Raw genomic sequence first — 21,836 nt, 5'->3', positions numbered from 1 at the left:
CCCTCCAGAGCCCGCGGCAGTTGAGAGCGACGAATGGCCACCGCTTCGAGAACGTGCTGGGGGCTACCTCGCGCAGCCCGGTGAACGTCGTCGAGGCCTTTGGGTACGTCGAGCGCGTGGCACCCGACGCGGACCGGCGTGTGGTGTGGGTACGCGACACTGACCTGGGCCGTGCGCACATCGTGCACGTACTCGGCGAAGTCGCGGTCGCGGTCGGCCAGCACCTGCTCGATGCGCGCACGGCCCAGGTCCGTCAGACGAACGCAGACACCACGCCGGTCCGACTCGTCGGGCTCGCGCTCGACGTACCCCATGGCCTCGATGACGCTCACCGAGTTGCTGGTGGTCGGCACCCGCACGTTCTCGAGACGGGCGAGATCCGTCATTCGCAACCGCCCGTGGCACGCCAGGGTGTGCAGAATCGACGTCTGCGCTCTACTCAGCGCGTACTGGGTGCTCTGCCGACGGACCAGCAGGTCCAGCCGGAGGAGGATCGGCCGGAACTGCTCGGCGAGACCAAGAGCGGGCCCGACCTCACCGGTGTCCGGTTCCCTCGTCGTCGTCACCATGACCCCAGCCCCCTCGAGACCGGCTCCCCCCCCGGAAGCCTCGCGGCACCGAATGTAAGCCCTTCCTCTCCCGTCGTGGGGCGTCACGTCGACGCACTGGTGGGGCGGCGTGTGGTGGTGGACACTGACGGCATGGGTTTGTATCACCAGATCACCGGGTCCGGACCGACCATCGTCCTCATCCACGGCGTCTGCCACCGCGCGCACGCCTGGGACGCCGTTGTCCCGTTGCTCGCCGACCGGTTCCGCGTGGTCGTCGTCGACCTGCCCGGACACGGACGCTCCGCCGACCTGCCGGACGCCGGGGACGTGCTCGACCACTTCGTCGGTGAGCTCGTCGACCTGATCGAGGCGGTCGTCCCGGCCGGCGAGCGGCCGCACATCGCCGGCAACTCCCTCGGCGGCTTCCTCGCGCTGGAACTCGGCGCGCGCGGGCTGGCCAGCAGCGTCACCGCGCTCTCGCCCGCCGGGTTCTTCCGCTCGCACGCCGAGTGGCGCTACACGATCACCGTCTTCCGCAGCCTCCGACGCGCGGCCGGCAGACTCGGGCGGCACATCCCCGCCCTCACCGAGCGGGCCGCCGGACGCGCGGTGATGATGGCGGTGTTCTGCGCCCGCCCGTGGCGGTACCCCGCCGAGGCCGCCGCGATCGACAGCGAGGCGATCGTGTCCAACACCGTGCTGGACCGGGCCGACCGCCGGACCTTCCTGTTCTCCGCGCCCGTCGACGAGAACCTCCCCATCACCATCCGCTGGGGCCGGTTCGACATGGTCCTGCCGGTCGGTCAGATCAAGCTCGCCACGCGGCTGTTCCCGCAGGCGAAGGTCGAGATCACCGCCGACGGGCACGTGCCGATGTCCGACGACCCCGAGGGCGTGGCCGCGTCGATCGCGGCCTGCGCCGAGCGCGGACTGGCGTACGCGGGCGCGGCACCGGCGGTCGCGAACGCGGGCGCACCCGCCGGGCGGTAAGCCGCGCCGCCCGCCTGCCCGCCTGTCCGCCGGCCCGTCGAGAAGAGCGTTTGCCCCGCATTGTCCGAGTGGAAATGTGCGAAACGGTCTTCTCGACGGCGGCCTACGCCCCGGTGCGCAGGGTCAGAGGCCTACGCTCCGGGGCGCGGCGGGGTCAGCGGCCGAGCGAGCCCATCGGCAGCGACCCCGAGCCCAGGGAACCCCCGCCCAGGGAACCCGAGCCGAGCGAGCCCGTGCCGCCGGAGAAGCCGTCGCGCCAGGCCACGACCGTCGACGGACGCGGCTGGGAGTCGCCGCCATCGGGCCAGTGCGAGGCCGGGTTCTCGATCGACGCGCCGTCCATCTCGCCCGGGTGCTGGACGTTGACAATCGCGCGATCCTTGAACACCAGCGGACCGCAGGTCTCCGCCCCGATCGGGACGGTGAGGAACAGCTTGGTCTCGCCGCGGTTCGGCCCCTCGGTGGCCACCGAGTAGAGGCCGTCGTTGAAGCCGAGTGCGTTGCCGTCCGTCGACACCCACAGTCCGCCGGCGGGGTCGAACGCGACGTTGTCCGGGCACGAGATCGGGCTGACCTTGGACTTGTCGAAGCCGCCGAAGTAGGAATCGGCCTCGGCGGGATCACCACAGACGAGCAGCAGGTTCCAGCCGAAGGTGGTGCCTTCGTGGTCGTCGGTGATCTCCACGACCTGACCGTGCTTGTTGTTGTGCCGGGGGTTGGCCTCGTCGGCCGCGGCCCGGCCGGTGCCGCCGCGCTGGGAGTTGTTGGTCAGCGCCATGTACACCTTGCCGGTGGTCGGGCTGGGCTCCACGTCCTCGGGCCGGTCCATCTTGGTGGCGCCGACCTTGTCGCCGGCCATACGCGTGTGCACGGCGACCTGCTCGGGCGTCATGCCGTCGACGTGCGAGACGGCCTTGCCGTCGGCGTTGACGGTTATGAGCGGGATCCAGGTGCCGGAACCGTCGAATGCGCCGTCGGACGGCAACGTGCCCGAGCCGTCGATCTCGGACGCGGGCGAGTTGCCGGAGAAGGTGGCCACGTAGAGGGTGCCCTCGTCCAGGATCCGCATGTTCTCGGCGCGCGCCGCCCGCGTGTTGCCGGGGACGATCCGGCGGCTGGAGACGAACTTGTAGAGGTAGTCGAAGCGCTCGTCGTCACCGGAGTAGGCCACGACGGTCCCGTTGGCGGTCACGTGGATGCTCGCGCCCTCGTGCTTGAAGCGGCCCATGGCCGAGTGCTTGACCGGCGTCGAGTCGGGATCCCACGGATCGACCTCGACGACGTAGCCGAAGCGGTTGACCTCGTTGGGCTCCTTCGCCAGGTCGAAGCGGTCGTCGAACCGCTCCCACAGGCGGCCGGAGGGGGAGACGCTGATGCCGTAGCGGCTCAGCTGCGCGCGGCGCTCGGTGTCGACCGAACCGGAGGTGCCGAAGTACTGGTTGAAGTTCTCCTCGCCCGAGAGCACGGTGCCCCACGGGGTGTGCCCGCCCGCGCAGTTGTTCAGCGTGCCCCGGACGCGCGTGCCGGTCGGGTCGGCGGTGGTCCGGGTGAGGGGACCGACGGCGGGGCCGCGCAGTTCGAACGGGGTGGTGGCGGTGATGCGCCGGTTGTAGGAGCCCATGACAGGGTCGAGGCCGCCGTCGGAGGCGCGGGTAGCCAGCTCGACCACTGTCAGCCCGTGTGCAGCCCAGGCGATCTCGACCTGCTCACGGGTCGGGTCCGCGGAGTCGTAGCCGCGGAACATCGTGGGCTCGGTGGTGTACTCGTGGTTGACGGTGAGCAGGTAGCGGCCGTCGCGGTCGTCTATCGGGAACATCACGGCGAGGTCGCAGTTGTAGCCGTACTGCATGGCCTGGGCGGCCGCGGTCTGGTTCTCGAAGTCGAACTCCGGGGCGCCGGGCAGCACGGGGTCGCCCCAGCGGATCACGACGTCACTGGAGTAGCCCTCGGGGACGGTCACAGCGTCGGCCTTGTTGGGCGCGACCGGGGTGAAGCCGGTGTCGATCGTGGCGCCGCCGGTCGAGCCGGTGGCCCCGAGCGAACCGGTGGTGCCGGAACCCTGCGCGGCGGCGGTCGCGGGCAGGGCCTGCGCGGCCCCCACCGCCAGCGCCACGACGCCCGCGGCCTTGAGCGCCCCGCGGCGGCTGATCTCGGTGGCGATGTCGCCGAAGTAGGCGTTGTCGGAGGTGTTCGGCACCGGGGCGGCGCACTGGTCTCCACACTTGTACACACAGGTCACGTGCTGGCGGTTGGAGATCCCCGGAGTGGCGATCGGAAGCAGGCGGCGGACGGACATTCGAGTCTCCCTGAAGACATCTACGGCTCAACGGACGCTGTGACGCTAGGTGCGCAGAACCACCGGACGGACGCGCCCGGTGAACGTCCGGATGAACTGTGGGCGCAGTGCCGGTGAACTCCGGCGCGGGCCGCTACAGTCGTCGTGTCCACCCTCTATCTCGGATCGTCCGGCACGTTCCTGCCGGTGAAGGGAAAGACCCGCTCATGGCCTCGGTGACCTTCGAGAACGTGTCCATCGTCTATCCCGGGGCCGCGCGGCGCAGCGTGGACCGGCTGGACCTGGAGATCGCCGACGGCGAGTTCCTCGTCCTGGTCGGGCCCTCCGGCTGCGGCAAGTCGACCACCCTGCGCGCGCTCGCCGGTCTCGAGGACGTGGCCGCCGGCCGCGTCCTCATCGGCGACAAGGACGTCACCGGCACGGAACCCAAGGACCGGGACATCGCGATGGTGTTCCAGAACTACGCGCTGTACCCGCACTACACGGTCCGCGAGAACATGGGCTTCGCGCTCAAGCTGGCCAAGGCGAGCAAGCAGGAGATCGCCGAGCGGGTCCAGACCGCCGCGGAGATGCTCGACCTGGTGCCGTACCTGGACCGCAAGCCCAAGGAACTCTCCGGTGGTCAGCGGCAGCGTGTGGCGATGGGCCGGGCGATCGTGCGCAACCCGCAGGTCTTCCTCATGGACGAGCCGCTGTCCAACCTCGACGCCAAGCTCCGCGTGGCGACGCGTGCGCAGATCGCCAAGCTGCAGCGGGACCTGCGCACCACGATGATCTACGTGACCCACGACCAGGTCGAGGCCATGACGATGGGCGACCGCGTCGCGGTGCTCAAGGACGGGGTGCTCCAGCAGGTCGACACCCCGCGGGAGCTGTACAACAACCCGGTCAACGCGTTCGTCGCCGGGTTCATCGGCTCGCCGTCGATGAACCTCTTCGAGGCGCCCGTGGCCGACGGGGCGGTGGGCCTCGAGGGCTTCCGCGAGCCGGTGCCGGCCGGGTCGGGTCCGCGGGTCACGGTGGGCGTGCGGCCCGAGCACCTGCGGATCGCCGAGGACGGTCACGGGTTGCAGGTGACGGTCGTGCTGGTGGAGGAGCTCGGCGCGGACAGCTACCTGCACTGCTCGACCGCCGACGGCCACCCCGTGGTGTACCGCGCCGGGTCCGGCGAGCACGCGCGCAAGGGCGACACCGTGTACCTCGAGGCGCTCGACGGCGAGGTGCGCTTCTTCGACGTGGAGACCGGCGACCGCCTCCGCTGAACCGTCAAGCGGCGCAACATCTGTTGTTGTTACAGTTAACGCTGTGACCTCGCCTGCGTGAACCCCACGTGACGGCGGGAGCGAGCGACGCGGCCGATGATCGCCGTGGTCCCGCGCCGCCGCCGTCGTGTGGGTTACGCTCAGCAGGTCCTCAGTGAGATCCGCGTCACAGTCGACGTCGATCAGCTGCCCCTCGGCGCGCGCCGACGGGAGTCGAGACACGACAGTAGGAGAGAGCGCATGGCCGTTCACGGCAGGTTCCTCAAGGCGGCGACGGCCGCCTCCATCGTCGCGGTGGTCGCCGCGGGTTGTTCCTCCGGGGGCGGGGAGGACAGCGAACAGGCGAGCTCCGGCACCTCCGGCGTCGGCCCCATCACCTTCGCGATGGGCAGCAACGACACGGACAAGCTGCGCCCCGTCATCGAACAGTGGAACGCGGAGAACCCCGACCAGGAGGTCACCCTCCACGAGCTCCCCGCCGAGCAGGACGGTCAGCGCGACACCCTCGTGCAGTCGCTGCAGACGGAGAGCGGCGAGTACGACGTGTTCGCGCTCGACGTCACCGACACCGCGTACTTCGCGGCCAACGGCTGGCTCCAGCCGATCGAGGGTGAGACCGAGGTCGACACCAGCGGGCTGATCGAGGCCGCCGTCGACTCGGCGACCTACAACGACACCCTCTACGCGGTGCCGCAGAACACCAACGCGCAGCTGCTCTACTACCGCACCGACCTGCAGCCGGAGGCCCCCGCCAACTGGGGCGAGCTCGTCGAGTCCTGCGGCGCTGCCGTCGAGGCCGCCATCGACTGCGTCAACCTGCAGCTCAAGCAGTACGAGGGCCTGACCGTCGCGGCCACGCAGTTCATCCACAGCTGGGGCGGCAGGATCGTCGGCGACGACGGCCAGACCCCCGAGCTGGACAGCGAGGAGACCCGCGCCGGCCTCACGGCCCTGGTCGACGCGTACAAGAACGACGTCATCGCCATGAAGTCAGACAGCTTCACGGAGGAGCAGACCGCGCAGGCCTTCCTGGGCGGCCGCACCATGTACGCCTACAACTGGCCGTACATGTACGACTCGGGCCAGACCGACCCGACCTCGGAGGTCGTGGACAAGTTCGACGTCGCGCCGATCCTCGGCCCGGACGGTCCGGGCAAGTCCGTGCTCGGCGGCTACAACAACGGCATCAACGTCTACTCCGAGAACAAGGCCACGGCCAAGGCGTTCCTCGAGTTCCTCATCTCCGAGGACGTCCAGATGGGCTTCGCGCAGGAGTCCTTCCCGCCGGTGCTGTCCTCGATCTACGACGACGCCGCGCTGCAGGAGCAGTTCCCGTACATGGAGGCCCTCAAGGCCGCCCTGGACAACGCCGAGCCGCGCCCGGTCTCGCCGTTCTACCCGGCTCTGTCGAAGGCCATCCAGGACAACACCTTCGCGGCCCTGAAGGGCGAGAAGACCGTCGAGCAGGCGCTCACCGACATGAGCGCCGCGATCGAACAGGCTCAGTGACGGGCCCTCTCTGAACAACGGCCGATGGGCCCCGGGTGCGAGCCCGGGGCCCAGCGGTCTCCGTGACAGGGTGTGGCGCACCCGGCGAGGAAGCGGCGAGATGACGACGAGCGAGAAGTCCCAGGCTCCACTGGTGGCGAAGAAATTCGACTGGCGACCGGTGTGGATGGTGGGCCCCGCCCTGATCATCCTCGCGGTGGTGATCGGCTACCCGATCGTCCGCGCGGTGTACCTGTCCTTCATGGCCGACCGCGGGCTCGACCCCGCCACCGGGATGTTCACCTCCGGCGGGTTCGCCGGCTTCCAGCACTACCTCTACTGGCTCACGCAGGCCTGCCCGGCCCCCGGCGGCGGCACCGTCACCTGCCCCGACGGCGTCTCGGCCACCGACTTCTGGCCCGCCATGGGCAACACCCTGTTCTTCACGGTCACCACGGTCTCGCTCGAGACCGTGCTCGGCTTCGCGATGGCCGTCATCATGGGCAAGAGCATCTGGGGCCGCTCCCTCCTGCGGGCCGCGGTGCTCGTCCCCTGGGCGATCCCCACCGCCGTCACCGCCAAGCTGTGGGCGTTCATCTTCGACCCGAACGGCATCGCCAACACGATCCTCGGCACGAACATCGCCTGGACCACCGACCCCTTCTACGCCCGTGTGGCCATCATCGTCGCCGACGTGTGGAAGACCGCGCCGTTCATGGCCCTGCTCATCCTGGCCGGACTGCAGATGATCCCCGGGGACGTCTACGAGGCGGCCCGCGTCGACGGCGCCTCCCGGTGGCAGCAGTTCGTCCGCATCACCCTGCCGCTGGTCCGGCCCGCGCTCATGGTCGCGATCCTGTTCCGCACGCTCGACGCGCTGCGCATGTACGACCTGCCCGTCATCCTGGTCTCGGCGAACTCCAACTCGCCCACCGCGACCGTGTCGATGCTCGTGGTCAACGAGATGAGGATGGGCAACTTCAACAGCGCCTCCGCGATCTCGACACTCGTGTTCCTGCTGGTCTTCGCCGTCGCGTACATCATGGTGAAGTTCCTCGGCGCGAACGTCGTGGAAGATCGCACAGGCAAGAAGGAGGAGATCCGGTGAGCCACCGAGTGCCTGACCACAGCACCTCGCCGGCCACGCCGACGACCACCTCGTCGTCGTCGACCTCCGGCCCCCACCGACGTCCCGACGACCGGGACCTCAAGCCCCCGCGCAAGCCCCTCGGCCGCACCGCGGGCACCTACGTCGGCGCCCTGCTCATCCTCATCTGGGGACTCGCGCCTTTCTACTGGATGCTCGTCACGGCGTTCCGCGACAACAGGTTCGTGTTCTCCGCCAGCCCGCTGCCGTCGAACGTCACGCTGGACAACTTCCGCGAGGCACTGTCCACGGACGGCGGCAACAACTTCCTGGGCGCGATCATCAACTCGGTGATCATCAGCTCCGTCACCACCGCGCTCGCCCTGACCTTCGGCGTGTTCACCGCCTACGCGCTCGCCCGGGTCGACTTCCGCGGCAAATTCTTCGTCACCGGTCTCATCCTCGCCGCGTCGATGTTCCCCGGCGTCGCCCTGGTCACGCCGCTGTTCCAGCTGTTCACCGATATCGGCTGGATCGGCACCTACCAGGCGCTCATCATCCCCAACATCTCGTTCGCGCTGCCGTTGACGATCTACACGCTGACGTCGTTCTTCAACGACCTGCCGTGGGAGCTCGAGGAGGCCGCCCGCGTCGACGGCGCCACCCGCGGTCAGGCGTTCATCAAGATCATCCTGCCGCTCGCGGCGCCCGCGCTGTTCACCACCGCGATCCTGGCGTTCATCATCACGTGGAACGAATTCATCCTCTCGCAGCAGCTGTCCACCACCGCGACCGAGCCCGTCACCGTGGCGATCGCCCGCTTCTCCGGTGTCAACCCCTACATCCCGCCGCACGCGGCGATCATGGCCGCCGGCGCGCTCGTCACCGTGCCGCTGGTGATCATGGTGCTGCTCTTCCAGCGGCGGATCATCTCCGGCCTCACCGCCGGCGGCCTCAAGAGCTGATCGCCGTGGCGCGCAGTGACCGGGTGGTCCGGGGTCGCCGTGGCTCGGACGCGCTGGCCTCCCGTCAGCGCCTGGAGGTGATCGGCGGGTTCGTCGCCTTCTTCACCGTGCTCGCGCTGGTCAACGCGGTGGGCCTGATCCTCACCGGGCGACCGTCGATCTTCGCCTCGCTGGTCCTGGTGCTCATGCTGGTCATCTCGTGGTTCACCTTCCGCACGTGGCGGCGGGTCGACAGGGCGGTCCGGGCGAGCTGAGGGGCGTGCCCGGCCCGGGGCTCCGCCCTCGGCTGTCGCCGGCCGCCCGCCGTTGTGGCCCACGTCCGCTACCCGGAATCCGGATCCGCGGAGGCCGGGCCCTCCGGGTGCAGCGCGTCGGCCATCCGTCGGGCCTCGTCAGGGGTGCTGGGGCCGCCGATCTCCGTGGATCGTTCGATCTCGGCCGGGTCGCGCCCGTCGTCCGCGCAGTGCCGTGCGAGCACCTCGGACCCATGGCGGTACGTCTCCACGTCGACGAACGAGTGCCAGGTGTCGGCGTGACGCGCCACGTGCCGAAGGGTCTTCTTCTCGTTCCGGTCGGGAGATTCCTTGGGCCGGTACCGAGATCCGCCCCGGTCCACTAGTGTGGCCCACATCACTGACGCTGCATCAAATATATGTGATCTGAACCGGGGAGACGCACATGACCACCACCGAGCCCGACAAGACGGGACCCTCCTTCGCGAGCCTGGACCCCCGCGACGGAACCGTCCTCGCCGAGTATCCGATCGCGGGGCCCGAGGAGGTCGGCCTGGCCGTGGAGCGGGCGCGGGCCGCCGCGCGCTGGTGGCGCGGCCAGGGCCCGCGGGGTCGCCGGGCGTGGCTGCTGGAGTACAAGCGTGCCATCTCCTCCCGCGCCCAGGAATTGGCGTCGCTGATCTCCGCTGAGACCGGCAAGCCGGACGAGGACGCGACGCTGGAGGTGATGCTCGCCGTCAGCCATCTGGAGTGGGCGGCCAAGAACGCGGACAAGGTGCTGCGTCGACGCGCGGTCTCGGCCGGGTTGCTGATGGCGAACCAGGCCGCGTACGTCGAGTACCAGCCCTACGGGGTGGTCGGGGCCATCGGTCCGTGGAACTACCCGGTGTTCACCCCGATGGGCACCCTGTCCTACGCGATGGCTGCCGGCAACGCGGTCGTGTTCAAGCCGAGCGAGCTCACTCCGGGTGTCGGGGTGTGGCTCGCCGAGGTGTGGGATTCGCTCGGGGCGTCCCAGCCGCTGATCCAGACGATCACCGGCGACGGCTCGACGGGTAACGCACTGTGCAGGGCGGGGGTCGACAAGCTGGCCTTCACCGGTTCCGCCGCGACGGGTCGTAAGGTCATGGCCGCGTGCGCGGAGACACTGACGCCTGTCGTCATCGAGGGGGGCGGCAAGGACGCGCTGTTGGTGGACAGGGACGCCGATCTCGATGCGGCCGCAGACCAGGCGGTGTTCGGCGCGATGGGCAACGCCGGTCAGACCTGCGCTGGCGTCGAGCGGATCTACGTCCACGAGGACGTCAAGGACGCGTTCGTCGGCAAGTTCACCGCCAGGGTCCGCGCGCTGACGCCCGGCAGCTCGATCACCTCGAGCTACGGGCCCATGACGCTACCGGCGCAGGTCGACATCATCCGCCGGCACGTCGAGGATGCGATATCCCGCGGTGGCAAGGCCGTCGTCGGCGGCGAGGACTCGGTGGGCGAGAAGCTCGTCGAGCCGGTGGTGCTGGTCGACGTTCCCGAGGATTCGAGCGCGGTCACGGAGGAGACCTTCGGCCCGACCGTGGTCATCAACCCGGTCGTGGACCTGGAGGAGGGCGTGGAGAAGGCCAATGCCACCAGCTACGGGCTGGGCGGGTCGATCTTCACCGGCGACCGCAGGCGTGGCCTGGCGCTGGCCGAGAAGCTCGATGTGGGAATGGTGTCGATCAACTCGTTCCTCGCCTTTGCCGGCATCCCCGCTCTGCCGTTCGGCGGTTCCGGGGACTCGGGCTTCGGCCGCATCCACGGTGCCGACGGTCTGCGTGAGTTCGCGCGTCCCAAGGCCATCACCGCGCAGAAGTTCTCGGCGCCGCTGAACCTCATGACCATGACGCGCAAGCCGCGCGACATCAAGATCGTCAAATGGATGCTGGCCAATGTCCAGGGAAAGCTGTGAGGTGACATGACCGCCACCGCTCCGGGAAAGACGGGGGAGACGACGACGAGGACTTCGGGACCGGACCGGCCCGCGCTACCCGGGGTGTTCGGAACCATCCCTGCCGAGCTCATCGTGGACGCGGCGGTCGAGCACCCGCTCACGGCGCGGGTCCCGCTCACGCCCGGCCGGTGGTTCTGGCGCGATCTCATCGCGACGTTGGACCCGGTGGCGGACGCGGCGGAGATCCACCGCATCACCGCGACGTACGAGTTCCCGTGGGACTACCAGCGCGCTCTGGAGTTGGCGCTGTACAGGACCTACTGCATCCCGTCGGTGTCGGCTGTGTTGGAGGAGGCGGGCAACTTTCGCGACCACCCGCAGAAGCGGTACGACGACACGGCGCTGCTCATGGTGGAGCTCGTCGAGCACGGGTACGACTCGCCGCGGGGCAAGGAGGCGTTGCGGGTGATCAACCGCCAGCACGCCCGGTACGACATCACGAACGACGACATGCTCTACGTGCTGTCGACGTTCATCTACGAACCGCTGGAGTGGATCGATGCGAACGGGTGGCGACGGCTGCACCCGCATGAGCGCCTGGCCGCGTTCCACTTCTACCGGGGGGGGTGGGTCAGCGGATGAAGATCGCCGACATCCCCGAGGACATCGGGGAGTTCCGGCGCTGGCGGGACGATTACGAGTCACGTGCCATGCGGTACGCCCCGACCAACGAGCTGATCGGCACGTACACCCTCGACCTCATGTGCTCCTGGTATCCCCGGGCGGTCCGGCCGGTGGTGCGCCGGGTGGTGCTGTCGCTGATCGACGACGACATGACCCGCGCCTTCGGGTTCCCGTGGCAGCCGCCGGTGCTCCGTGAGGCCGCGTACGGGGCACTGCGGGCGCGGTCGAAGATCGTCCGGTGGATGCCGGTGCGTCGCCGGGAACTGGGCGCGCGCGGGACCGAGAACCGGACGTACCCCGGCTACCCGGATGGTTACCGGCCCGCGGACCTGGGGCGTGCCCCATCCGGCCGCGGGACCGCACGTTGATCGAGGCGAAGGAGTCGAGTCGATGACCGCCACCGGACGCGACGCGATCAGGGTCGACCACGACGACCCGGGCGTGGTGACGATCAGTATCAACCGGCCCGATCGGATGAACGCGCTCGACCACTCCACCGTGACGGCCCTGGTCGAGATCATCACGGAGTACGGTGCCGATCCGGCCACCCGGGCCATCGTCCTGGCGGGAGAGGGCGGGGCGTTCACGACCGGTGCCGATCTGCAGGCGATGAGAGAAGCGGGGGAGGACGCGCCCACCTCCGACGCGACGATGGATCGTGCGGCCGCCCTGGTCCGCGCGGTGCTCACCACGCAGGTGCCGGTGATCGCGGCGGTCACCGGGCCCGCGGCCGGCGTGGGAGTCTCGCTGGCGCTGGCCTCCGACCTCGTGCTCATGTCCGAGGACGCCTACCTGCTGTTCGCGTTTACCAACATCGGTCTCATGCCCGACGGAGGCGCCAGCGTGCTGCTGCCGGCGGCCGTCGGGCGGTCGATCGCCTCGCGGATGCTCCTGCGTGGCGATGCGGTCTCCGCGTCGGAGGCGCGCGACGTCGGACTCGCCCTGGAGATCCACCCGTCATCGGACCTCCGGCCGGCTGCCGCCAAGCTCGCCCGCCGGCTCGCCCGCGGGCCGCGTCGGGCTCTCGAACTGACCAAACGCGCCGTCGCCGGAGCCACCCTGGCCGAACTCGACGCCGCATTGGCCCGCGAGCACGAGGGCCAGCGTGAATTGCTGACCTCAGCCGACTTCGCCGAGGGCGTGTCCTCGATCCTCGAGAAACGCCGCCCGAACTTCTCCTGACCCGCGCCCCTCCCTCACCCCTCAGAAAGGTCGAGATGATGACCACTGTCGCGGACTCCACCACAACGGATCCCATCGCCGAACTCCATGCCGCACGCCGCAACACCTGGAACACGTGGGTCGCCACCCATGCCGAGATGAAGCCGGACGCCGAAGCGTTGCGGTTTCTTGGCCAGGCCACCACATGGAGGCAGCTGCACGAGCGCAGTGGCCGCTTCGCCGACGCGTTGGCCCGCCGCGGCGTGGGCAGGGGCGATCGGGTCATGCTCATCACCCTCAATAACCCCGAGTTCGTCGAAGCCATTCTCGGGATCAACGAACTGGGTGCGATCGCGGTGCCGGTGAATTTCCGACTCACCCCGGGCGAGCTCGCCTACCTGGTCAGTGACTGCGCGCCGAAGGTCGTCATCACCGACGCGGTGCTCGCCCCGCTCGTGGGCGCGATCCGCACCCAGGGCGAGGAGCCGGGGGAGCACATCGTCATCGGCGGCGAGTCCGCTGCGGAAGACCAGATCACGTATGCCGACGCGCTCGCGGAGGAGGGTGCGAGGCATGATCCGGTGGACGTCCCCGAGGACTCGACCGCCCTCATCATGTACACGTCCGGCACCACGGGCCGGCCCAAGGGGGCGATGCTCTCCTACGAGAACCTCACCGCCCAGTCACTGACCTGCATCCGGGTGTTCCGCCTCTTCGACGAGGAAGGGCGTTCCCTGTGCGCAGCGCCGATGTTCCACATCGCGGCGCTCGGAGCGATCGCCCCCAGCCTGCAGCTCGGCGGTGTGACGGTCGTCCACCCCTTGCAGGCCTTCGACCCCGCGGCGGTCCTGGACACCCTCGAGGCCGAACGCATCACGAGTGTCTTCCTCGTGCCCGTGCAGTGGCAGGCCGTCTGCGCCGAACAGCGGGCCCGGCCGCGGACCCTGGTGTTGCGCAACATCTCGTGGGGGGCGGCCCCCTCGACGGACACCATCCTGCGGGCCATGGCGGAGACGTTCCCGGACGCGTTGAACTGCGCGGTGTTCGGTCAGACCGAGATGAGTCCCATCACGTGCGCCCTCGACGGTGACGACGCGATCCGCAAACTGGGCTCGGTCGGCAAGGTCATCCCCACCCTCCAGGCCAGGGTGATCGACCCGTTCGGTGAGCCGGTGGGGCCCGGCGAGGTGGGGGAGATCGTCTACCGCGGTCCGACCACCATGTCCGGGTACTGGAACAAGCCGAGGGAGACCGCGGACGCCTTCGAGGGCGGCTGGTTCCACTCCGGGGACCTGGTGCGGATGGACGAGGAGGGTTTCGTCTACGTGGTCGACCGTAAGAAGGACATGATCATCTCCGGTGGTGAGAACATCTACTGCGCGGAGGTGGAGAACGTCATCGCCGGCCATCCGCGGATCCGAGAGGTCGCGGTGATCGGACGCAAGGACGAGAAGTGGGGCGAGGTCCCCGTGGCGGTGGTCGCGCTGAACGAGCTGGACGACGCCGTCGACATCAGCCTGGAGGAGCTCACCGAGTGGCTGCGGGACAAGCTCGCCGGCTTCAAGCTGCCCAAGCATTTGGTGCACGTGGACGACTTGCCGCGCAACGCCAGCGGCAAGGTGGTCAAGGGCGCGCTCCGCGCCGAGCACGGCACCGTGGGCGTCTGACCGGAGGGTTCAGGCGTCCGCGGAGTCCCCGCCCCTCGACTCGTCCCACACGCCCGCCCGCTCGAGATGGTCCACGAGCAGGCGGGCGCCCCTGTCGAACTCCGAGTCGATCACCTCGTGGGCCGTGGCCGTGTCGCCCGCGCGTAGTGCCTCGAGCATGCGGCGGTTTTCGGCGAGGGCGGCGTCCCGCCACTGCCGATCCTCCGCGTACAGCCGGTACGGCATGTAACGGGCGGCATTGGAGAGGAAGCGGGCCAGTTTGTCCGACCGCGACGCGCGATTGATCGAGCGGTGGATCGCGTACTGGGCGCGAACCACCCCGTTCGCGTCGTCTGACGAGGCGGCCGACTCGAAATCGTCCACGAGCCGGGCGTGACGCTCCAGGGCATCGGCGTCGAACCCGGCGATGGCACGGTCGACGATGCGCTTGGACAGTTCGGCCTGGAGCCAGAAGATGTCCTGCACGTCCTGTCGGCTCATCGGAGACACCAGATAGCCGCGCCGGGGGACGAGATCGACCAGTCCCTCGCCCCGCAGAGTCAGCAGCGCCTCGCGAACAGGGGTGACGCTGACCCCGAGTGTTGCAGCCGTCTCATCGAGCCGGATGAAGTCGCCGGGTCGGAGCTCGCCACTCATGATGAGGGTCCGGACGTGATCGGCGACCTCCTCCGACAGCTGTGGACGCTGAGCGAGTCGCGTGGGGGCCAAGTCCGCCACCTCACTTCCCGATACGAAGCGCTCGCCACGGGGCGGCCGCAGCGCAAATCAGATATATCCGTAGCGTGTCACAGTACCCGCCCGACGATGCGCTCGTGGCACCGCAGTGATTCACGTGAAACATCGCTGATCGCCGGACCCGCGGAGTGATCGCACCGACGACCGGGGAATTTTCATCACGCACGATCCGGCCGGGTGAGACTGGGTGCATGACCGACTCCGCCGGCCCCGCCGGCCACCCCGAGATCCGCCCCGCCGTCCGCACCGTGCGTCGCGACCACGTGCTGCTCGCGATCCTCGACCGTCCCGAGGCCCGCAATGCCGTCAACGGCGAGGTGAGCACCCTGCTCGGGCGTGCGCTACACGAGGCCGACACCGACCCGGAGGTCCGGGCGGTGGTCATCACCGGCGCGGGCGAGCAGTCGTTTTGCGCGGGCGCGGACCTCAAGGCCATCGCCCGCGGCGAGGACATCTTCCCCGCCGAGAACCGCGAGTGGGGCTTCGCCGGGATGATGCAGCAGTACGTGTCGGTCCCGGTGATCGCCGCCGTCAACGGCACCGCCCTGGGCGGGGGCTGCGAGATCGCGTTGGCCTGCGACCTCGTGGTGGCGGCCGAGCACGCCGTCTTCGGCCTGCCCGAGGTCAAGCGCGGCCTCATCGCCGCCGCCGGCGGCGCGTTCCGACTGCCCGCCCAGCTGCCGCACCGGGTGGCCATGGAGATGCTCCTCACCGGCGAGCCGGTCTCGGCCGACCGAGCCCTCGAGCTGCACCTCGTCAACCGCGTCGTGCCGGCCGATCGTCTGCTCGACGAGGCGCTCGGGTTGGCCACCGCGATCGCCGCCAACGCCCCGCTGGCCGTGCAGGGGACCAAGCGGGTCGCGCTCGGCATCGCCGACGGGGTGCGGCCCTCGGAGGCGGACAGGTGGACGGTCAGCGACACCGAGATGATCACGGTCATGATCTCGGAGGACGCCGTCGAGGGGCCGCGCGCGTTCGCCGAGAAGCGGGCCCCCGTGTGGAAGGCGCGCTGACCGGGACGGGCCCGCGACCGGATGCGGGCGCCCACCCCACGTCCTAACGTCTGGGCTCATGCCAGACCGACAACGATGGATCAGGGTCGAGGAGGAGCTCCACCTCGTCGACCTCCGTACCCGACGGCCGGTGCGCTGCGCGCCCGAGGTGCTCGCCACCCTCGCCGACAGCGCCGACTCCGCCGACTCCGCCGACTCCGCCGACTCCGTTCACGGCGGCACCGCTGACGGCGGCGCGAGCCCCGTGTCGTCCGCACACCACGGGGCCCTCCTGGTGTCGGAGGCGGGCGCGCACACGCGACTCGAGGACCTCGCCGAGGCGATCCGACGCAACCGCCGGACCCTCGGCGAGGCCGCGGAGACGTCACACGCGGGGATCGTGGCCGCGGGCTCGCTCGCCTCTCCGGGTGTCGAGTTCGACCCGGGCCCCGGCGACTTCCATCCCGGCCCCGGCCGGGAGGCGCAGACGCGCGCGGCCGCCCGCTTCTCCGTGGTGGTGGAGGTCGCCGACGCGGACGAGGCCCAGTACGTCGCCCGGCGGGCGGTCGCGGTGGCCCCCACGCTGCTGGCCATGAGCGCGAGCTCGCCCTACTGGGCCGACGGCACCGACTCCGGCTACGCCTCCACACGCACCTTCGAGGCCCGCTGGTCGCCCGCCCACGTCACCGCGTTCGCCACCGACACCGCCGAGGGCCTGCTCGCGGCCGAGGACGAACTCGTCGACACCGGTGTCGTGCCGGGCCGGGAGGCGCTCGAGATCGACATCCGCCCGTCCCGGGACGGCGCCGGGGTCGAATTCCGGGCGTGCGACTCCTGTAGCACGGTGGACACCCTCGTCGTCGTCGCCGCTCTGTTCCGCGCGGTCGTCGACACCCTCCTGGCCGAGCGCGCCGACGGTGAGAGCCCCTGGGACGACCCCTCCCCGGCCGTGCTGGACGCGGCGTTCTGGCGCGCGGCGCGGTCCGGCCTCGAGGGAGACCTCGTGGACGTGGTCACCGGGACGCCCCGGCCCGCCACCGAGGTGCTCGTGGACCTGGTCGCCGACCTCGAGTCGCACATCGAGGCCACCGGTGAGGCCGACCTCGTGCGCGACCTCCTCGACGGGGTACGCGCGACAGGCACCTCGGCCGCCCGGCAGCGCGCCGCGCACCGGCGGCGCGGTCGCCGCGGCGACGTGGTCTCCGTGCTGCTCGCCGAGACCTCGGGCCGGCTGCGGCCGCGTGCCGTCTCCGACGACCGTGGCATGCGCTCCATGCTGTCCGCGTACTCGCCGCTCGGCGAGGCCGTCACCGAGGACGTCCACGACGAGGCGATCACCGCCGACGGCGCGCCGCGACCCGAGTACGTGGACGTGCTCAAGGCCGTCTCCGACCTCGGCCCCGAGACCCTGCGCGACCGCAAGGCCGGCGTCGACGACCGCCTGCGCGACCTCGGCATCACGCTCAAGGTGTACGGCTACGACGAGCCGCAGGTCTTCCCGCTGGACGCCGTGCCGCGCATCGTGCCCGCCGACCAGTGGAGCCGCATCTCCGCGGGGCTCGAGCAGCGCGCTCGCGCGATGGAGATGTTCCTCCAGGACATCTACGGCCCGAGCGAGATCACGCGGGCAGGGATCGTGCCGCCCGAGGCTCTCGAGCGGGCGCCCGGTTTCCGGCCGACGGGCCGCGCGGTGCCGGAGGGCGTGCTGCACGCCCCGGTGTGTGGCGCCGACCTGGTCTCGACGGGGCCGGGCGAGTGGATCGTGCTCGAGGACAACCTGCGGATGCCGGGCGGCCTGGCCATGGCCGTCGCGCTGCGTGACCGGATCGCCGAGGGGTATCCCGAGTTCGGCGCGCGCTCCGAGGTGCACGACCCGCGCGCCGGCCTGGAGCTGCTGGGGAGGACGTTGCGCGCGGCCGCGCCGGAGGGTGTGGACGATCCGCGGATCGCCGTGGTGGTCGCCGAGGACGAGCTGGAGGCCTTCGACCTCATCCACGCCGCCGAGGCGGTGGACGCCGTGGTGGTGACCCCGGACCGCCTGGTGTGTGCGGACGGGAAGGTCTATGGCGATGACGACGAGGGCCGCCACCCCATCGACGTCCTCTACGTCCGTATGGACGAGGAGATGCTCCTCTCGTCGGACGGCGCGGACGGTGTGCGCCTGCGGCGTGGGCTGCTCGGCGCAATGGCCGAGGGGGCCGTGGCCGTGGTGAACGCGCCGGGCAACGGGGCGGCCGACGACAAGGCCATCTACGCGCGGGTCCCGCAGATCATCGACTTCTACCTGGGCGAGAAGCCGCTGATCGGCCAGGTCGACACCTACCTGTGCTCGGACCCCGAGCAGCGGCGCGAGGTGCTGGACCGGCTCGGCGAGCTGGTGGTCAAGCCCATCGACGGCTACGGCGGGTCCGGCATCACGGTGGGCCCGGAGTGCTCGCCGCGGGAGCTCGACGAGCGGCGCGACGAACTGCGCCGCGACGGTTCGCGGTTCGTGGCGCAGGAGGTGCAGTCGCTGTCCACGCTGCCGACGTTCGACGGGCACGAACTGCAGCGTCGCCACGTGGACATGCGGGCGTTCGTGATGCTCAGCCGCGACGCGGCCGGGCAGATCGTCGCCGAGGCCCCGCCGGTCGCCATGACACGCGTCGCGCCCGCGGGCACCATGGTCGTCAACGCCTCCAGCGGAGGGGGCGGGAAGGACACCTGGATCCACCGTGCCTGACATCACCGAGGTCACAGAGGAGAGAGAGTCACTGGACGTCGCCGGGTCGCCCGAGGACGCGGTCGGCGGCCCGGAGTACATCCGGCACACGTCGTCGCCGTGCCTGTCGCCCGACGGGTCGATGCTGGCGTTCGTGGTCACCGAACGGACCGGCTACCCGCGGGCGGTGCAGCGGCCGCTCGGGCCGGGCGGGCTGGACGGTGCCGGCCCGGAGCGCGACGTCGTCCTGCCCATCGACGGCCCCGTCCGCAAGGTCGCGTACTCGCCCAACGGCAAGTGGCTCGCCTGCGAGGTCGCGCCGGACGGTGGTGAGCGCGAGCGCATCTTCCTGGTCACCACGGACCCGGAGGACCACAGCGCGTACGCCGTGGACACATGGGGCGACGCGACCGTGCAGATCGTGTGCTGGGACGGCGAGCTGCTCGCCGTGACGGCGTTCGACTCCGAGGGCGTCGCCGAGGGACGACTCGTCGACCCGGAGTCGGGGGAGAGCACGGTCGTGGACCGCCGGATGGGCGGCGCGCTCGTCCACGCCCGCGACGGGGCGGCGCTGTTCCGGGTGGGTGCCCGCGGCATCCGCGAGCTGCTGCGGATCGTCCCCGACGGCCGGTGGTGGCCGCTGCTGCCCGTCGACACCGGGGCCACGACCGACGCCGGGGTCATCCTCGACGCCGGCGGGCCGGATCGGCCGATGCGCATGGTGGTCCGCAGCGACCACTCCGCCGAGCGGACCGGCCTGCTCGCGGTGGAGGCCGGCGAGGACGGCACCGAGTCGTGGCCGCTCGCCTACCGCGACGACGCCGACCTCGACACCGTCGAGGTGAGTCTGGACCGGTCGACCGCCGTCCTGCTGTGGAACGTCCGCGGGGGGCTCTCCGAGCTGGAGGTCCTGGACATCGCGTCCGACCGGCCGCGCGTCATCGCCCGGCCACCCCTGCCCGACGTGGTGGCCACGTCGCCCACCATCACCGCGGACGGTCGGCTGCTCGCGGTGACGGTCGAGAGCCTCGACGAGCCGCCCCGGGTGGTGATGTACGACGTCGAGCGCTGCCGGTGGACCGGCCGGGGTCCGCACAAGCCGGACCCGGCCCCCGAGCTGGTGACGTTCACCGCCCGCGACGGCCTCGAGCTGAGCGGCTGGCTGTACCGCGCCGCGCCGGAGGGTGAGCCCGCGCCCACCGTGGTGTACCTGCACGGCGGACCGGAGGGGCAGTCGCGTCCGGGGTACAACGACGTCGCCCGGCGGCTCCTCGACATCGGGGTGACGTGCTTCGCCCCCAACGTCCGAGGCTCGACCGGATTCGGGCGTTTCTTCAGCCACGCCGACGACAGGTACGGGCGGTTCGCCGCCATCGACGACGTCGAGGACGCGCTGCTGCACCTCGTCGACGAGGGCATCGCCGACCCGGACCGCGCGGTGGTCGCGGGACGGTCCTACGGCGGGTACCTCGTCAACGCCACGCTCGTCCGGCACGCGGGTCGCTGGTGCGGCGGCATCGCGGCGTGCGGGATGAGCGATATGCGGACCTTCTACCGCGACACCGAACCGTGGGTCGCGGCGGCCGCCTACCCCAAGTACGGCAATCCCCTCCAGGAGCAGGAGTTGCTCAGGGAGGTCTCGCCCCTGCGCCGGTTCCATCGGGTGGACGTGCCGATGCTGTTCGTCCACGGCGCGAACGACACCAATGTCCCGCCCAGCGAGAGCGAGCAGGCGGCCGAGGCGTTGCGACGCAGGGGTGTACCGGTGGACGTGCTGATCTTCGAGGACGAGGGTCATGAATTCGTGAAATTGGCCAACCGGCAGCTGCTCGGCGACCGGGTGGTCCAGTTCTGTCAGGAGGTGTTCGGTGTTCGGACGCGGAAAGACCGAGAGTAAGACCGAGAAGCAGGACCCGAGCGGTCTCGAGGAGCGCCTGGTGCAGTGGCGGCGCCACATCCACGCGCACCCCGAGCTGTCGTTCGAGGAGTCCGAGACCACGGCCTATATCGCCGAGCAGCTCCGCGGGATGGGGCTGAAGCCGCGCGAGTTCGAGCTGGGCACGGGTCTGTGGTGTGACGTGCCGGCGGCCGACGGCGCCACCGCGAAGGACGTCGTCGCGCTCCGCGCCGACATCGACGCGTTGCCGATGTCCGAGGAGTCGGGGGAGTCGTTCTCCTCCGAGGTCGAGGGCGTGAGCCACACCTGCGGCCACGACGGGCACACCGCGATGCTGCTCGGTGCGGCGGAGATGCTGGTCGCCGACCCGCCGCCGCGCCCGGTCCGCCTCATCTTCCAGCCCGCCGAGGAGACCATGCCCGGTGGCGCCAAGACCTGCGTCGAGGAGGGCGTGGTCGAGGGCGTCGACCGGATCATCGCGCTGCACTGCGACCCCCACCGCCGCGTCGGCGAGGTCGGGGTGACCGGCGGGCCCATCACCTCGTCTAACGCCAAGATCGGCGTGCACGTCCACTCGGCCGGCGGTCACACGGCGCGGCCGCACGAGACGCAGGACACCGTCCACGCGCTCGCGCAGATCGTCCTGGGTCTGAACGGCGTGGTCGACCGGCGTATCGATCCCCGCTCCGGCACGGTCCTGACGTGGGGGTCGATCAAGGCCGGCGGTTCGGCGCCGAACGTCATCCCGGACTCGGGCGAACTGTGGGGCACGCTCCGCAGCGCCGACCGCGACGTGTGGGCCACCGCCGAACCGCTCGTCCGCGACGCGATCGAGCACCTGGCCGCGCTGTACGGCGTGCGGGCCGAGGTGGAGTACGTGCAGGGCGTCCCGCCCGTGGTCAACGACGACGAGTGCGCTGAGCTCGCCGCCCGTGCCGTGGAGGCGGTGCTCGGTCCCGAGGGCGTGGGTACGGCCGACCAGTCCAGCGGCGGCGAGGACTTCGCCTGGTACACCGAGGAGATCCCGGGCGTGTACCTGCGGCTGGGCGTCTGGGACGGCGAGGGGGACGAGACGGACCTGCATCACCCGGGCTTCGTGCTCGACGAGCGGGCGCTGCTCCACGGCGCGCGCATCTTCAACGAGTTCGCCCGCCTCGACCGCGACGCCTGACCGAACCCGGCCGGGGCCGGGTCCGCCGCCGC

General features: G+C 70.5%; 17 protein-coding genes and 1 pseudogene. 14 read left to right on the top strand and 4 right to left on the bottom strand.

Annotated elements, in window-relative coordinates:
* Positions 1–569: MarR family transcriptional regulator (locus KHA85_RS18315; RefSeq protein ID WP_272875145.1), on the bottom strand; the 569-nt coding region annotated here is incomplete at its 3' end.
* A gap of 132 nt (positions 570–701) precedes the next feature.
* On the opposite strand from KHA85_RS18315, the gene KHA85_RS11300 reads away from it, so the two are divergent.
* A complete protein-coding gene (locus KHA85_RS11300; protein WP_213185858.1) occupies positions 702–1,541 on the top strand; it encodes an alpha/beta fold hydrolase in 840 nt (279 codons plus the stop codon).
* A gap of 154 nt (positions 1,542–1,695) precedes the next feature.
* Here the strand turns inward: KHA85_RS11300 and KHA85_RS11295 are convergent, their stop codons facing one another.
* Positions 1,696–3,837, bottom strand: a complete 2,142-nt coding sequence (locus tag KHA85_RS11295) for a PhoX family protein (RefSeq protein ID WP_213185857.1) — start codon at positions 3,835–3,837, stop codon at positions 1,696–1,698.
* A 206-nt stretch (positions 3,838–4,043) separates the two neighbouring features.
* Here KHA85_RS11295 and KHA85_RS11290 point away from each other — a divergent pair, with 206 nt between their 5' ends.
* The 5 genes from KHA85_RS11290 to KHA85_RS11270 all read left to right on the top strand — a co-directional run bounded on the left by KHA85_RS11290 (position 4,044) and on the right by KHA85_RS11270 (position 8,893).
* Entirely contained in the window at positions 4,044–5,099 is a 1,056-nt protein-coding gene (locus tag KHA85_RS11290; RefSeq protein WP_213185856.1) for an ABC transporter ATP-binding protein, read from the top strand.
* Positions 5,100–5,339: 240 nt separating this feature from the next.
* The gene (locus KHA85_RS11285; RefSeq protein WP_213185855.1) at positions 5,340–6,608 is read left to right on the top strand and encodes an ABC transporter substrate-binding protein; all 1,269 of its coding nucleotides are present in this window, start codon (positions 5,340–5,342) and stop codon (positions 6,606–6,608) included.
* 100 nt (positions 6,609–6,708) lie between these two features.
* On the top strand, positions 6,709–7,695 hold the full coding sequence (locus tag KHA85_RS11280) for a carbohydrate ABC transporter permease (protein ID WP_007627185.1): 987 nt from the start codon (positions 6,709–6,711) through the stop codon (positions 7,693–7,695).
* Positions 7,696–7,703: 8 nt separating this feature from the next.
* Positions 7,704–8,639, top strand: a complete 936-nt coding sequence (locus tag KHA85_RS11275; RefSeq protein WP_131886274.1) for a carbohydrate ABC transporter permease — start codon at positions 7,704–7,706, stop codon at positions 8,637–8,639.
* A 5-nt stretch (positions 8,640–8,644) separates the two neighbouring features.
* The gene (locus tag KHA85_RS11270) at positions 8,645–8,893 is read left to right on the top strand and encodes a hypothetical protein (RefSeq protein WP_308936932.1); all 249 of its coding nucleotides are present in this window, start codon (positions 8,645–8,647) and stop codon (positions 8,891–8,893) included.
* Positions 8,894–8,961: 68 nt separating this feature from the next.
* On the opposite strand, the gene KHA85_RS19455 is transcribed toward KHA85_RS11270, so the two are convergent.
* Positions 8,962–9,183 (bottom strand): hypothetical protein, encoded by a 222-nt coding sequence (locus KHA85_RS19455; protein ID WP_407935067.1) that lies wholly within the window; start codon positions 9,181–9,183, stop codon positions 8,962–8,964.
* Positions 9,184–9,317: 134 nt separating this feature from the next.
* On the opposite strand from KHA85_RS19455, the gene KHA85_RS11260 reads away from it, so the two are divergent.
* The 4 genes and pseudogenes from KHA85_RS11260 (at position 9,318) to fadD5 (ending at position 14,308) form a co-directional block, all read left to right on the top strand.
* On the top strand, positions 9,318–10,814 hold the full coding sequence (locus KHA85_RS11260; RefSeq protein WP_213185854.1) for an aldehyde dehydrogenase family protein: 1,497 nt from the start codon (positions 9,318–9,320) through the stop codon (positions 10,812–10,814).
* Positions 10,815–10,820: 6 nt separating this feature from the next.
* Positions 10,821–11,848 (top strand): annotated as a pseudogene (locus KHA85_RS11255) (oxygenase MpaB family protein).
* A gap of 22 nt (positions 11,849–11,870) precedes the next feature.
* Positions 11,871–12,662: an enoyl-CoA hydratase-related protein gene (locus KHA85_RS11250; RefSeq protein ID WP_213185853.1), complete on the top strand. Its 792-nt coding sequence runs from the start codon at positions 11,871–11,873 to the stop codon at positions 12,660–12,662.
* A 35-nt stretch (positions 12,663–12,697) separates the two neighbouring features.
* On the top strand, positions 12,698–14,308 hold the full coding sequence (gene fadD5, locus KHA85_RS11245) for a fatty-acid--CoA ligase FadD5 (RefSeq protein ID WP_438802055.1): 1,611 nt from the start codon (positions 12,698–12,700) through the stop codon (positions 14,306–14,308).
* A gap of 9 nt (positions 14,309–14,317) precedes the next feature.
* Here fadD5 and KHA85_RS11240 read toward each other — a convergent pair whose 3' ends face one another.
* Positions 14,318–15,025 carry a GntR family transcriptional regulator gene (locus tag KHA85_RS11240; protein ID WP_131886259.1) on the bottom strand — a complete coding sequence of 236 codons (708 nt, stop codon included), beginning with the start codon at positions 15,023–15,025 and terminating at the stop codon, positions 14,318–14,320.
* A gap of 209 nt (positions 15,026–15,234) precedes the next feature.
* Here KHA85_RS11240 and KHA85_RS11235 point away from each other — a divergent pair, with 209 nt between their 5' ends.
* Genes KHA85_RS11235 through KHA85_RS11220 form a run of 4 tightly spaced genes read left to right on the top strand, consistent with a single transcriptional unit; the run spans position 15,235 to position 21,804 of the window.
* Entirely contained in the window at positions 15,235–16,056 is an 822-nt protein-coding gene (locus KHA85_RS11235) for an enoyl-CoA hydratase-related protein (RefSeq protein ID WP_213185851.1), read from the top strand.
* Between the two features lie 58 nt (positions 16,057–16,114).
* Positions 16,115–18,757, top strand: coding sequence for a glutamate-cysteine ligase family protein (locus KHA85_RS11230; protein ID WP_213185850.1), 2,643 nt, complete (start codon positions 16,115–16,117; stop codon positions 18,755–18,757).
* Positions 18,750–20,633 (top strand): S9 family peptidase, encoded by a 1,884-nt coding sequence (locus tag KHA85_RS11225; protein WP_213185849.1) that lies wholly within the window; start codon positions 18,750–18,752, stop codon positions 20,631–20,633. The genes KHA85_RS11230 and KHA85_RS11225 overlap by 8 nt, the downstream gene beginning before the upstream one ends.
* Positions 20,605–21,804 carry a M20 family metallopeptidase gene (locus KHA85_RS11220; RefSeq protein ID WP_213185848.1) on the top strand — a complete coding sequence of 400 codons (1,200 nt, stop codon included), beginning with the start codon at positions 20,605–20,607 and terminating at the stop codon, positions 21,802–21,804. The genes KHA85_RS11225 and KHA85_RS11220 overlap by 29 nt, the downstream gene beginning before the upstream one ends.
* The last annotated feature ends 32 nt before the right edge of the window (positions 21,805–21,836 follow it).

It is taken from the genome of Dietzia massiliensis (assembly GCF_018390595.1).
Lineage (GTDB): Bacteria > Actinomycetota > Actinomycetes > Mycobacteriales > Mycobacteriaceae > Dietzia > Dietzia massiliensis.
This window is presented reverse-complemented; position numbering and strand designations above follow the sequence as displayed.

Bases quoted from the DNA above. Each gene is read 5' to 3' on its own strand.
- KHA85_RS11260 (WP_213185854.1), top strand. From the start codon at position 9,318: ATGACCACCACCGAGCCCGACAAGACGGGACCCTCCTTCGCGAGCCTG.
- KHA85_RS11290 (WP_213185856.1), top strand. From the start codon at position 4,044: ATGGCCTCGGTGACCTTCGAGAACGTGTCCATCGTCTATCCCGGGGCC.
- KHA85_RS11300 (WP_213185858.1), top strand. From the start codon at position 702: ATGGGTTTGTATCACCAGATCACCGGGTCCGGACCGACCATCGTCCTC.
- KHA85_RS11280 (WP_007627185.1), top strand. From the start codon at position 6,709: ATGACGACGAGCGAGAAGTCCCAGGCTCCACTGGTGGCGAAGAAATTC.
- fadD5 (WP_438802055.1), top strand. From the start codon at position 12,698: ATGATGACCACTGTCGCGGACTCCACCACAACGGATCCCATCGCCGAA.
- KHA85_RS11235 (WP_213185851.1), top strand. From the start codon at position 15,235: ATGACCGACTCCGCCGGCCCCGCCGGCCACCCCGAGATCCGCCCCGCC.
- KHA85_RS11285 (WP_213185855.1), top strand. From the start codon at position 5,340: ATGGCCGTTCACGGCAGGTTCCTCAAGGCGGCGACGGCCGCCTCCATC.
- KHA85_RS11250 (WP_213185853.1), top strand. From the start codon at position 11,871: ATGACCGCCACCGGACGCGACGCGATCAGGGTCGACCACGACGACCCG.
- KHA85_RS11295 (WP_213185857.1), bottom strand. From the start codon at position 3,837: ATGTCCGTCCGCCGCCTGCTTCCGATCGCCACTCCGGGGATCTCCAAC.
- KHA85_RS11230 (WP_213185850.1), top strand. From the start codon at position 16,115: ATGCCAGACCGACAACGATGGATCAGGGTCGAGGAGGAGCTCCACCTC.